The sequence below is a fragment of the Nostoc sp. ChiVER01 genome, from assembly GCF_034531155.1.
Lineage (GTDB): Bacteria > Cyanobacteriota > Cyanobacteriia > Cyanobacteriales > Nostocaceae > Nostoc.
Genome location: NZ_JAVRBS010000035.1, coordinates 1 through 13,143 on the forward strand (window position 1 = coordinate 1; position 13,143 = coordinate 13,143).

Genomic DNA, 13,143 nt, shown 5'->3' on the forward strand with positions numbered 1-13,143 from the left:
GCGCTTGGATGGCTCCTCAAGATCAACCCCACGAACAATTTGTATTCCCTGAGGAGGTATTACCACGTGGTAACGCTCTCTAATAGACCAAACATATTAGGCGGCACTGGACGCGACCAAGAATCCACCGGCTTTGCCTGGTGGTCTGGTAACGCGCGTTTAATCAATCTATCTGGCAAACTACTGGGTGCTCACGTTGCCCACGCTGGCTTGATTGTATTCTGGGCTGGAGCGATGACTTTGTTTGAAGTCGCTCACTTTGTTCCCGAAAAGCCCATGTACGAGCAGGGCTTGATTCTGTTACCTCACCTCGCTACCCAAGGTTGGGGCGTTGGTGCTGGTGGTGAAGTTATCGACACCTTCCCCTACTTTGTTGTTGGTGTACTCCACCTAATTTCCTCAGCTGTCCTTGGCTTTGGCGGTATCTATCATGCCGTTCGTGGACCAGAAACCTTAGAAGAATACTCTTCTTTCTTTGGTTACGACTGGAAAGACAAGAACAAGATGACCAACATCATCGGATTCCACCTGATTATTTTGGGATGCGGTGCGCTGCTGTTGGTACTAAAGGCAATGTTCTTTGGTGGTTTGTATGACACCTGGGCACCAGGCGGTGGTGACGTTCGGATTATTACCAATCCGACATTGAACCCAGCAGTTATCTTCGGTTATGTACTCAAGTCTCCCTTCGGTGGCGAAGGCTGGATTGTTAGCGTCAATAACTTAGAAGATGTGGTCGGTGGTCACATCTGGGTTGCCTTTATCTGTATTGCCGGCGGTATTTTCCACATTCTTACCAAGCCTTTTGCTTGGTCACGTCGTGCATCCATCTGGTCTGGTGAGGCTTACCTCTCCTACAGTTTGGGCGCTCTGTCGTTGATGGGCTTCATTGCCTCAATCTTTGTTTGGTTCAACAACACCGTTTATCCAAGCGAATTCTTTGGCCCTACTGGTCCAGAAGCTTCTCAAGCTCAGGCTTTGACCTTCTTGATTCGTGACCAACGCTTGGGTGCTAACGTCGGTTCTGCCCAAGGCCCCACAGGTCTGGGTAAATACTTGATGCGCTCTCCAACTGGCGAAATCATCTTCGGTGGTGAAACCATGCGCTTCTGGGATTTCCGTGGCCCTTGGTTGGAGCCTCTACGTGGCCCCAATGGTCTTGATTTGGAAAAAATCAAGAATGATATTCAGCCTTGGCAAGCTCGTCGTGCTGCTGAATATATGACCCATGCTCCTCTGGGTTCTCTGAACTCTGTGGGTGGTGTGGCTACCGAAATTAACTCTTTCAACTACGTATCTCCTCGCGCTTGGTTGGCGACTTCTCACTTCGTACTAGGATTCTTCTTCCTAGTTGGTCACTTGTGGCACGCTGGTCGCGCACGGGCTGCGGCTGGTGGTTTTGAGAAAGGAATTAACCGTGAGACTGAGCCAGTGATGTTTATGGACGACCTAGATTAGGTTGTAAAGTTTATTTCATCACTGATAACTAAATACTTTAGAGGCTCTTGCATAAAAGCAAGAGCTTTTTTTATAGGAAAATTAGTTATCTCTTGATTAAAGTGAGCGACTTACCAAGGTAATTAATACTATGAGTGATTCCAATTTTATTGATGCTTTGCGATGGACATCTGAAGCTAAAGAAAAGTTACAAAATATTCCCTTTTTTGTCCGTTCTCAAGCTAAAGCGAGAATTGAACAGCTAGCTCGTGAAGCAGGACAAGAGATTGTGACAGCAGATTTGGTAGAACAGGCTAGGCTTGAGTTTGGACAATAAAACATTGTGGAGTTTGCAACAATGACAATCGCCAAAAATCGAGCAGACCGAGTAATGCTTTACGATATTAGCTTGGAACACTTTGAAAATTTTTTAAAAGACTTGAGACATCGGGCAGCAAAGTTAGCTTGCGATCGCACTACTTTGAAAATTATCAGACCTTTAGCTGAACATAAAGATTACATTACAAAGAGATAATAGATTAAAGGTGAGTTGAAAAAAGGTAGTCATCGCCGTCAAAAGGCAGAGCCAAGCGACAATCTAAATTAGCAAACTTACCATACTAATCTAAATTTAGGAAATTTTAATTATGTCTAGACTGACAGTTCCACCTAATTTCACAGGCAGTGCTGGTTCCGACACAATAGTAGGGGAAGATTTAAATAAATTTCCAGCAATTGGGATTGATATTTTAACTGGAGGTTTCATTGATACAGGCTCAGGAAAGGACACCATTAAAGGCAACGGTACTGGCGGTAAAGGCCGTGATGGTGCTATTGATAACAACGGCAGCGAAGGCGGTGCTGGTATCGGCATCAGCAATAATGGCAATCTGAATGTTGGGTCGTGCGACGACGCTATCATCGGCAAGGGTATTGGGGGTAGTGGAGGCAAGGGTGCGGACGAGTTTTCTAGCGGCAATGGAGGAGCTGGGGATGGCACTGGTGGCGGCGATGGCGGTGCAGGGACAGGCATCCTCAACATTGGCATCCTTAATACTGGGTTCGGCAATGACACAATCAGCGGCAATGGCACTGGCGGCAAGGGCGAAAACGGCGGCGGTCAATTCCCCTTTGGCGGCGATGGTGGATTTGGAACTGGCATCAGTAACAGTGGCAGTCTAAATACTGGGAGCGGAAATGACACGATCACTGGCACTGGTACTGGCGGCACTGGTTCTGACAATCGCTATGCCGGCGGCGGTGGATTTGGGACTGGCATCAGCAATACTGGGCAACTGGATACCGGAGACGGAAATGACGCGATCGCTGGCATCGGTATAGGGGGCATTCCCGGCACTGGAATTGGACCCGGCGAAGGCGGTGTAGGGATTGGCATCAGCAATAATGGCAGTCTCAATACAGGCTCAGGAAATGACACGATCACTGGCACTGGCACTGGTACTGGTGACGATAGGTATGGCGATGGAGGTACTGGAACTGGCATCAGCAACACTGGGCAACTGGATACCGGAGACGGAGAAGACGCGATCGTAGGCACTGGCACTGGTACTGGCGACTTCTCTGACGACAACATTGATGAAACTGGCATCCAGAACATGAAAGGTGCTACCATCACCACAGGCCAGGGCAACGACACAATTACTGGTTCTGGCAACGGTTTAGTTTCCAACCTAATCGTCATAGGTATCTCCAACGACGGAGTAATTGATACGGGGAATGGTTGTGATATCCTTACGGGACTTGCTAGCACAACAATTAGTGATACTGACTATAGCAGTGGTAGTGGTACTGCCATAGGCATTTTTGGAAAAGGAACGATCCGGACTGGCGATGGCGATGACACTATAACTGGCACTGCTCAGGGCGGTAATGGTAGTAATAGCGTTTATCAGGGTGAGAACGGCGGTAATGGTAGTAATGGAACAGGTATTAATAACAGTGGCAATCTAAATGCAGGGGATGGCAATGACACTATAACTGGCACTGGTCAGGGCGGTAATGGTGGTAGTAATGGCGGTAATAACGTTAATGGCGGTAATGGTGGCACTGGAACAGGTATTAGTAACAGTGGCAACCTGAATGCAGGGGATGGGAATGACACTATCACCGGCACTGGTCAGGGGGGCAAAGGTGGTACTGGCAAAATATCAGGCACAAATGCCACTGCATACGGTATTTTCAACGACGGAGTAATTGATACTGGGAATGGTTGTGACATCCTTACCGGACAGGCTACAGCAACAATTGGTGGTACTGCATACGGCATTTATGGAAAAGGAACAATCAAGACTGGTGATGGCAATGATAAAATTACATCCACGAGTACCGTCAATGGAGTTCAACAAAAAGTTACTATTGGTGGCGGTATCAACATTGATCTAGGCACTGGAAATGACTACTTCAAAGGGTTTGGTACTGGGACTGTGGATGGTGGAAAAGGTTTTGATACCTTAGACCTGAGTGCTTTCAATCGCTCTGAACTCACTTTTTCTGGTGTAATTTCGGGCAATACCCTAAACCCAGCTAACATCAGCTTCAATAACAATAGAGATGTTATTACATTGTCCACAACAGGCTTTGAGAATTTTATCTTTGCAGATGGCTCTTTGTCCTACAGCACTTTGGTCTGAAACTAAAATTACAACAATCTTAGAGGATGTTTGAAAAGTTCTCTTGTCGGTATCAAAAGTTTTAGATCCCTCAAAATCTCCCTTAAAAAGGGAGATTTTGATTCCAGTTCCCCCCTTTTTAAGGGGAGCCACTGCCATCTTGGGGGTTTCCCCCATGAGCGACTGGCGTGGGTCAGGAGGAATCTAAAAGTGTCTAAAGTCACAGGTAAATACTTTTCAAACAACCTCTTACGAAGAATAATTACGAATTCCAAATTAATATCAACTTGCTCCCACATTCATTGCTGCTAAAAAAGCCTTCTGGCTCACATCTCTGTAAACTGTATTCAAATACTTCATTACCACATCACTCGAAGTTGAATTTACTGTATTTTCCTCTTCCTTCGCTAGGGGTATTGCTCCTAATACATCTAGTACCATCTCATTTGTGGACGGCGCAATCACTACTAATGATGACTCTAGCGGCTCATTGTATTGCCAGAAAGAGTCAATTTTTACTGAGTATTTATTATTAGGAATTGACTGTTGAATATCGGGCGTTTCTGTGGTATTGGGCTGAATCTTGGCACTACGTAATTGACGTAAATCGCTGATAATTTGCTCTTTGGTGCGTCCGCGCAATTGAAATAGTACAAAGGGGTCTTCACTGAAGCGATCGCCTAACTGATAGTACAGCGCACCAATATGTTTACAGGGATTTGCTTTATCAGGACAAGAGCATTTACTCTGAACATCACCAAGGGTAAATGGAAATATCGAAAGACCATTTGCTGTAAATACTTCTTCTATATTTTGTGGCATTTCTCCTGCTAATAATTTGGCAGCAAAAATTGCTTTTTGGGACATGCTTTCAATTACATAACCCCATTGTTCATCGCTAAATGGCTCAAGGGAAAGGGAAACTTTATAAGGTTCTACTTCACTACCTTGCACTCTAGCTAATACTTTTGCACCTTTAAATTCGATGCTCAAAACATTTCCTTGACGAGCATAATTTCTCGCACGTTCTAAACGCTTTTTAAAGCGATAGGAATCTAGTAAATCTAACCATTGTTGTGACCACCATTCTCGACTTGCTTGTAATGTGTAATTAGTCATAAGTCAATTTAAAAACTTAGTAGTCTGCTATATCAGTGCGAGTTCGTAGTGAGCGCTTTAACGCTCAAATCAAAAACTAAAGTCTTTACTACGAACTTATTCTGCATCATCGTCAATTACTGCACTGCGATCAAGTATTAGTAAGTTACGAAGTTGGTCTGTATCCAGTTCTGTCAACCATTCTTCACCAGCACCTACAACTTGTTCAGCTAGTTGTTTCTTACTTTCAATCATGTCATGAATTTTTTCTTCTAAAGTGCCTGTGCAGACAAATTTATGTACTTGCACATTCCGGGTTTGACCAATCCGAAATACTCTATCTGTTGCTTGATTTTCCACGGCTGGGTTCCACCATCTATCAAAGTGGAATACATGATTTGCTCGTGTTAAATTCAGTCCTACACCACCCGCTTTCAGAGAAAGAATCATAATCGGTGGCCCTTGAGGATCGTGTTGGAAACGGTCGATCATTTCCTCACGTTGTTTTTTGCTGGTGCTGCCATATAAAAAGAATATTTCTCGCCCAAGGTGTTTTTCTAAATAGGGTTTAAGTAACTTACCCCATTCAGCAAATTGTGTGAAAATTAAAGCTCTGTCGCTTTCTGCTAAAACTTCTTCTAACATTTCTTCTAGCCGCAGAAGTTTGGCTGAATTATGTTGCTCTAATGTCGCTTCTTTCAAATATTGGGCTGGGTGATTGCAGATTTGTTTGAGTTTAATTAACAAAGCTAAAATCATCCCCCGACGTTGCAATCCTTCAGCAGATTCAATCTCGACTAAAGATTGTTCTACAATTTGTTGATAAAGAGCAGCTTGTTCACCAGTTAAACCGCAAAATACGGTCATTTCTTGCTTATCTGGTAAGTCTTGAATGATGTCGCGATCGCTTTTCAATCGCCGCAGTATAAATGGTTGTACTAATGAACGTAACTGAGTCAAAGAAGCGGTATCACCATATTTTTCAATTGGCATGGCAAACCGACGCTGGAAAAATTGCTTATTGCCTAAATATCCTGGATTGAGAAAATCCAAAATAGACCAGAGTTCTTGCAGTCTATTTTCTACTGGTGTCCCCGTCAATGCAATACGAAATGTCGCTTCTAATTCCCGAACTGCTTTTGATTGCTTCGCCTCTGGATTTTTCACATTCTGAGCTTCGTCTAAAACAATTATCTGCCAGGAGACACTTTGCAATGACTTGATATCTCGATGAAGAAGTGAGTAGCTAGTAATAATTAAATCGTGCTTTTTCACTGCTTCTAAAAACGCTTTTCCTTTTGGACGTTTGTCACCGTGATATTGCAAAATTTTCAGGCTTGGTGCAAATTTATTGACTTCCCTTTCCCAGTTGCCTAAAACAGAAGTTGGACAAACTAGCAGTGTTGGATTTTCTAGTGCATCCTGTTCTTTCAAGTGCAGCAAAAAAGCAATGAATTGGACAGTGTTATGGCAAATAATATTGTTAGCAACAAAATTATGATGTTCGCTAACTTCAAAGTCATAAACCCATCCATCATACTCTATCTCTTCTATTGATTCTATCCGGCAATAAAATACTTCTTGATCGAGAAGACATTGCAAAGACTGTCTTGTTAAGCTCAACTGTTCTACATCTAGGTTGCTATATGCTGTCAGGGTTTGAGTTGTCCACTTGGAAGGTTTTAGTAGCTGATACTGTTCTTGGGCTTCTCCACTAATAATGCGGTTCATCCCAGCTATTACTCGCTGTAAACTATCTCTAGAAAATTGCTGTGAACCATTAATGTAAACAGTGTTGTGCATCCCAAAATGACGCAACGGAAGTCCCGTTGCTATGACTGTTTGGGCAACCATATCAGAAGCAGGAATTCCTTCAATATTTGTGTTACTGAACAGTTGACAAATTCGTTCTAACTTGCTCTGTTTTTTTGAGTTATTAAAACCAATTTCTTGCAAAAATCTGCGGGCAGAATTTCCTCCAATTACACCAATATAGTAGGTGCGTAAAGTACGAGTTCCATTAGTGGCACACTTCAGTTTGGGCGATATTCGCAACCAAATGCCGAAGCGACGCAGTAGTGCAGAAAGTTGCTGAATTAGTAAAGCTGAAGCAGTAGCAATTTCAATACTCCCCATACTCAAAACAACAGCAGATTCAGCATCAAAATAGTTTTGTAAAAATATCCGCACACTATCCAAGTTGGCCTGCATAATGAAGGGCGGAATAGATTTTTCTGCCGATAGTTTACCCCAAACATAACCTTTAGCTTCTAAGAATCGCCGATAGCCTTGGCTGTTAACTCGAAGAGCAGAAACTCTATTAGGGAAGGTAGAGATATTAGGGCTGTTAATTTTGAGGTTATAGCGCTTTTGAATGCGTTGGCAAGTCTGGAGTAGATCCTCTAATACTTTGGTATCTTTTTGGGATATTGTGACTCTTCCCACATCGGGTAGTTCATGTCCTTCAGCAATCTGCCAAGCAAGAAACTTGACTAAATCAGGGTCTTGTGGTTTTCCATTCCAGAGCGTTTTACCTGGGACACAAATGTAATCACCCACCTGTAAGTTATTTGTCCAACCTTTACTTGTCAGCAGCTTATGACGATGAGTGATAGTGATATTACTACCGTCTTCTAAGGTAATTTTTCGTAATTTCTCGCGGACTTGCTGCCGATACAACCGTCTGACATTAGCCTGGACAATTTTGCCAGTTTTTTCATCTATAGAATTAACTAGTAATTGCTCTGTAGGGTTAGCCCAAAATCCTTCGCCGTCAAACTCTGTTTCTTCAGCGTGAGTTGTCCAGATTGTCTCTGCTGTGCGTAACAGTCCATTTACATTTACTAAAGTATCATTTGCTACGCATTTACCGAGTCCCATGTCGTCTGCTAGACATGCACCCAAACCCCAACGTTCTAAGAAGGAGAGCCAAGCAGCGCCACGTTCTTGATAAGGTCGCAACTGTCCTTTAAAGGCTGCTGGTGTCGGCAAAGGTGCGATCGCTTGATTATTGTTTAACGCCCCAATTAACTCTTGCAATGCCCCAGATGCCTCAAAGCTAACTACTGGTAATTTTTCAATTACCTGGGTATCCCCTGTACTGAAACGTAAGGCATCCTCTAAGGAAAGTGCCATTTGATCTTTGCGAGTGGTAAAAAAGGTTTGGGCTGTCTTAATATCTTGGGGGCGCAATTCCACCCACTCGCCGTTAATTTCTACTAGCGGACTATTTAAGGCCACAAGTTTATCGAACTCAGCTTTAGAAATAGTTTGTCCACCAATTGCCAATTGCCATTGGAAATTTAGCAAACTTTGCAATCCTAAACGTCCCTGTTTTTTCTTTGGAGTTTCAGCAGTAATTTTCAAACCTAAACGATTCGCCCATCCTTCACGGTTCGCTAAACTGGGAGGCAAAATTACTCCTAAACCACTGTCTTCCAACCTCCAAGCTACAGCTTTGATAAACTCATAAGCTTGCATGGGAGTGATCCGAGAAAACTGGGGATATTCGGTTTCAAAACTGGGTGCGATCGCTGGATATAATCGAGAAGCTACCCCCAAACCTCGCAAAAATGTTTCCTGTGGTTGCTCAATTGTCCGGTTTTCATAAACCAATTGTTCAACTGGATTGTTCCAAATAGTTGCCGCATCCACCAAAAACTCAGGATCATCAGCCGCTTGCAAGAAATATGCTAATGTCCAATCTGTTTGGCCAGACTCTGGAGAACGCAGTTGAAAACAAGTACGAAATAGAGTTTTAAGAGTTAATTGGTATTGTAGCGGCATAGTCCAAGCCTTTAATGCCGCTTCCAGTCGTTCCACTTCAATTGCCTCTGCATTAGCTGTATCAGATGCACTAGTTAAGGCTTGTAACCACTGTCGCACCCCACTTGGTAAAGATGCGATCGCCTTAACTTCCATTGGAGGCTGAGAACCCACCATCCCTCGCACTTGGGCATCTATTGTACTGTTAAGAAATCCCAAAAGTAATTCTTGAGCTTCGTCTGGAAAGTCTACATACATTGGGCATTGGACATAGTTATTTTCCTTGTCCCCTTGTCCCCTTGTCCCCTTATCCCCCACTCCCTCCTGATAAGTCCGACAAACCAACGGCATATTTGCAGAAAATCTTTCTAGACGGGTTCCATCTACAGCACTGTCTAGAAGTACTTGCCATTTAGCAGCAAATGCACCATCTGCTTGTCGGTCAATTGTTGGTAAAAACTTACACCGTGAGATTAAATCTAAACTCCATCGGGCAACTTGCGACCAAAAACGTAAATCTCCTCCTAAAAAAGCATCTTCTCCTTTAGCAGCATTTAAGGGAACAGCCGCGAGAAATTTTACTGCTTCGCTGGGGTTGAGACAAAAACCTTCAACTCGCCACGGTTGCAAATATTGCGGAGAGTCTGTGTCTAGTTCCAAACTGGCAGAATGTACAGGGAAAATCGCTGTTGTTTCTTCGTAACTGCCTTCTGGAATATAAGTTGGTAAAGCAATAATTTGCGAATACGTTGGTAAACTGGTCTCAGTGGTAGTGGTGGCTTTTCGTGTTCGCCCAGTTGTAGCTATGGCTTTGCTTGCCGCAGGCATTGCAACTTGAGGTTGCTGCATGAAGTTGGTAATCGCCATGTTCTGCGATCGCAACCACTCATTCAACTCAACTGATGTCATCGCCAATGGATGTAGTGGTATATCTCCAGATCCATTAGACTCGAAATTCACTCGTGGCGATCGCCACGTTTCTCCCCAAATAAATAAACAACCATTTTGATTTTTTATTAACCAATTACAGTGTAAAATCGCCATTTTCTAACTACTCAAGTTTCCCAAATTTCAAGAATTAAAACCGCAATTATTCTAATTTTTGCATTTTATAAAGAAGATTCTTAACTAAAAATTACATATAATTAATTTATTTAATCTCAAAATTATTAATAATGATTTTTCCCATAGTTAAAGTTTTAAAAAACGGGATAATAGTTGAAATAGATTATATGCATCCTCAAGAGCAGGAGGTTGTAAGAGCATTACTCAATATTGTAATTGTTGAAGGTAAAACTTATCCCCAAAAGGAACTTCTATCTCAGGCAGAATTTTCAGCTTACTGGTTGAGTAAGGATGCCTTTGTTGTTAGGACATCTGTTGAGGATGCTACATACAAACCAAAAGAAATATTGGGGGCGTTTTATTTAAAACCAAACTTCCCCGGTCGGTGTTGCCATATTTGCAACGCTGGTTTTATTGTACAACCTGAGTTACGCGGTCAGGGGATCGGGCGATTCATGGGAGAAGCGATGCTCTTAATAGCAGCAAACCTGGGCTATAAAGCAGTAATGTTCAATTTGGTCTTTGAAACTAATATACCTTCAATTACACTTTGGCAGTCGTTGGGATTTGAGATCATTGGGCGCATTCCGCGTGCGGCGAAGCTAGGGGATGAACAAATGGTAGACGCGCTGATGATGTATCGTGCTTTGGGTTGAACTACTTATCTATCTTTGTATGTACTAGAAGTCAGTCATAGTGCATAAATGTTAGGATTGCCACAGAAAGAGAATAGCGAAAGAGAAGGGAAAAAAACTGAATGGCAGAAGTTGATAAGTCAATATCCTTCGATGGAAGGGATATTCGACTGAAAGTAGGCCTACTAGCTCCCCAGGCTGGTGGGTCGGTTTTGATAGAATCAGGGGATACATCCGTTTTAGTAACGGCTACGCGATCGCAAGCCAGAGAAGGCGTTGATTTTCTTCCGCTTACAGTAGATTACGAAGAAAGGCTATATGCTGCTGGTAGGATTCCCGGCGGGATCATGCGCCGAGAAGGTCGTCCACCAGAAAAAACAATTCTCACCAGCCGTCTTATAGACCGTCCCATGCGTCCCCTGTTCCCCTCATGGCTACGGGATGACCTGCAAATTATTGCCTTAACACTGTCAATGGACGAGTTAGTTCCACCCGATGTGTTAGCAGTTACAGGCGCTTCAATCGCTACCCTGATTGCCCAAATTCCTTTTAATGGGCCAATGGCAGCAGTGCGGGTTGGTTTAGTGGGAGATGATTTCATTATTAACCCCACTTATGCAGAAACTGAAGCTGGAGACTTGGATCTGGTAGTAGCAGGTTCACCAGATGGCGTAATCATGGTGGAGGCGGGAGCCAATCAGTTGCCAGAGCGAGATATTATCGAGGCGATTGACTTTGGTTATGAAGCAGTGCGGGACTTAATCAAAGCGCAGCAAGATTTAATTGCAGAACTGGGTTTGGTAATAGTGCAAGAAGCACCACCAGAAGTAGACCAGACACTAGAAAATTATATCCGCGATCGCGCTAGCGGTGAGATTAAGAAAATCCTCGCTCAATTTAGTTTCACCAAACCCGAACGCGATGCAGCTTTAGATGTCGTCAAGGATGAAATTGCTGCGACGATTACCGAACTGCCAGAAGAAGACCCAATTCGAGTTGCTGCAACTGCAAATAAGAAGGCACTTGGTAACACTTTTAAAGATATTACCAAACACTTCATGCGGCGGCAAATTATTGAAGATAACGTCCGTGTTGATGGTCGTAAACTCGATGAAGTGCGTCGTGTTTCTTGTTTAGTTGATGTCTTACCAAAGCGAGTCCACGGGAGCGGTTTATTTAACCGGGAACTCACTCAGGTATTATCCACTTGTACTTTGGGTACACCTGGAGATGCTCAAAACCTTAACGATGACATGCAGCTAGATCAGCACAAGCGTTACCTGCATCATTACAACTTCCCGCCTTTCTCAGTTGGGGAAACCAAGCCAATGCGGGCCCCAGGAAGGCGCGAAATTGGTCACGGCGCATTAGCAGAACGAGCGCTACTACCTGTGCTACCGTCAAAAGAACAATTTCCCTACGTGATTCGCATCGTATCGGAAGTACTTTCCTCTAACGGTTCCACTTCAATGGGTTCAGTATGCGGTTCCACCCTATCTCTGATGGATGCTGGTGTACCAATTCTTAAACCCGTCAGTGGTGCAGCAATGGGTCTGATTAAGGATGGGGACGAAGTGCGAATCCTCACCGATATTCAGGGCATTGAAGACTTTTTGGGCGATATGGACTTCAAAGTTGCTGGGACGGATACCGGGATTACCGCCCTGCAAATGGATATGAAAATCTCTGGTTTGTCTTTGGAGGTTATTTCTCAAGCCGTTCACCAAGCTAAAGCAGCCCGGTTGCACATTTTAGAGAAAATGCTCGCCTGCATTGACACGCCACGGACTGAAACTTCACCTTATGCCCCACGCCTGTTAACAATCAAGATTGATTCAGACATGATTGGTCTGGTAATTGGGCCTGGAGGCAAGACCATTAAGGGGATTACAGAGGAAACTGGTGCGAAAATTGACATCGAGGATGATGGCACCGTGACAATTTCTGCTGTAGATGAGAACAAGGCGAAGAGAGCCAGAAACATCATCCAAGGCATGACCCGCAAGTTACACGAAGGGGATGTCTACGCAGGACGCATTACTCGAATTATACCGATAGGTGCATTTGTGGAATTTCTGCCTGGAAAAGAAGGGATGATCCACATCTCACAACTAGCTGACTACCGCGTTGGCAAAGTTGAGGATGAAGTAGCGGTGGGCGATGAAGTGATTATCAAAGTGCGCGAAATTGATAACAAAGGTCGGATTAATCTCACTCGCTTGGGTATCCACCCAGATCAAGCAGCAGCAGCACGGGAAGCTGCGGCGGTGAATCGGTAACTCGATTTGGGATTTTAGATTAGATAAAATCTAAAATCCGCGATGCCTACTGTGAAGGCATCGCCGTATGCTTCTCTAATTAGTTACAATCTTAACTTGATAGCAATAAGACAGTTAATATAAAACTAATGTTTGATTTTTGAAAAAGCTCTGTACAAATTGAAAAGCCTAATTCCCTATTCCCTACTCACCACTCCCCGCCCACGTAGATAATTTCAAAAATCAAATACGATT

The 13,143-nt window shown here is 43.7% G+C and carries 8 protein-coding genes and 1 pseudogene; 7 read left to right on the forward strand and 2 right to left on the reverse strand.

What is annotated here, in order from left to right:
* The 5 genes and pseudogenes from RMY00_RS30920 to RMY00_RS30940 form a co-directional block, all read left to right on the forward strand.
* Positions 1-83 (forward strand): annotated as a pseudogene (locus RMY00_RS30920) (photosystem II protein D2); the annotation flags it as partial.
* Complete coding sequence (gene psbC, locus RMY00_RS30925; RefSeq protein WP_322651184.1) at positions 67-1,458, forward strand: photosystem II reaction center protein CP43; 1,392 nt, start codon at positions 67-69, stop codon at positions 1,456-1,458. The pseudogene RMY00_RS30920 and the gene psbC, both read left to right, overlap by 17 nt.
* A gap of 130 nt (positions 1,459-1,588) precedes the next feature.
* Entirely contained in the window at positions 1,589-1,774 is a 186-nt protein-coding gene (locus RMY00_RS30930; RefSeq protein ID WP_190731868.1) for a PCP reductase family protein, read from the forward strand.
* 21 nt (positions 1,775-1,795) lie between these two features.
* Positions 1,796-1,972 carry a hypothetical protein gene (locus tag RMY00_RS30935; protein WP_322651185.1) on the forward strand — a complete coding sequence of 59 codons (177 nt, stop codon included), beginning with the start codon at positions 1,796-1,798 and terminating at the stop codon, positions 1,970-1,972.
* A gap of 112 nt (positions 1,973-2,084) precedes the next feature.
* Positions 2,085-4,088 carry a hypothetical protein gene (locus RMY00_RS30940; protein ID WP_322651186.1) on the forward strand — a complete coding sequence of 668 codons (2,004 nt, stop codon included), beginning with the start codon at positions 2,085-2,087 and terminating at the stop codon, positions 4,086-4,088.
* A gap of 261 nt (positions 4,089-4,349) precedes the next feature.
* Here the strand turns inward: RMY00_RS30940 and RMY00_RS30945 are convergent, their stop codons facing one another.
* Both RMY00_RS30945 and RMY00_RS30950 read right to left on the reverse strand, forming a co-directional pair.
* Positions 4,350-5,186 carry an SWIM zinc finger family protein gene (locus tag RMY00_RS30945; protein WP_322651187.1) on the reverse strand — a complete coding sequence of 279 codons (837 nt, stop codon included), beginning with the start codon at positions 5,184-5,186 and terminating at the stop codon, positions 4,350-4,352.
* Positions 5,187-5,282: 96 nt separating this feature from the next.
* Positions 5,283-9,974, reverse strand: coding sequence for an SNF2-related protein (locus tag RMY00_RS30950; protein WP_322651188.1), 4,692 nt, complete (start codon positions 9,972-9,974; stop codon positions 5,283-5,285).
* 131 nt (positions 9,975-10,105) lie between these two features.
* Between RMY00_RS30950 and RMY00_RS30955 the strand changes: the two genes are divergently transcribed.
* Both RMY00_RS30955 and RMY00_RS30960 read left to right on the forward strand, forming a co-directional pair.
* Positions 10,106-10,651: an N-acetyltransferase gene (locus RMY00_RS30955; RefSeq protein WP_322651189.1), complete on the forward strand. Its 546-nt coding sequence runs from the start codon at positions 10,106-10,108 to the stop codon at positions 10,649-10,651.
* Between the two features lie 101 nt (positions 10,652-10,752).
* Complete coding sequence (locus tag RMY00_RS30960; RefSeq protein ID WP_322651190.1) at positions 10,753-12,909, forward strand: polyribonucleotide nucleotidyltransferase; 2,157 nt, start codon at positions 10,753-10,755, stop codon at positions 12,907-12,909.
* The last annotated feature ends 234 nt before the right edge of the window (positions 12,910-13,143 follow it).

Excerpts from the sequence above, each read along its gene's own strand:
- RMY00_RS30940 (WP_322651186.1), top strand. The coding sequence starts at position 2,085 with ATGTCTAGACTGACAGTTCCACCTAATTTCACAGGCAGTGCTGGTTCC.
- RMY00_RS30960 (WP_322651190.1), top strand. The coding sequence starts at position 10,753 with ATGGCAGAAGTTGATAAGTCAATATCCTTCGATGGAAGGGATATTCGA.
- RMY00_RS30945 (WP_322651187.1), bottom strand. The coding sequence starts at position 5,186 with ATGACTAATTACACATTACAAGCAAGTCGAGAATGGTGGTCACAACAA.
- RMY00_RS30935 (WP_322651185.1), top strand. The coding sequence starts at position 1,796 with ATGACAATCGCCAAAAATCGAGCAGACCGAGTAATGCTTTACGATATT.
- RMY00_RS30955 (WP_322651189.1), top strand. The coding sequence starts at position 10,106 with ATGATTTTTCCCATAGTTAAAGTTTTAAAAAACGGGATAATAGTTGAA.
- RMY00_RS30950 (WP_322651188.1), bottom strand. The coding sequence starts at position 9,974 with ATGGCGATTTTACACTGTAATTGGTTAATAAAAAATCAAAATGGTTGT.
- RMY00_RS30930 (WP_190731868.1), top strand. The coding sequence starts at position 1,589 with ATGAGTGATTCCAATTTTATTGATGCTTTGCGATGGACATCTGAAGCT.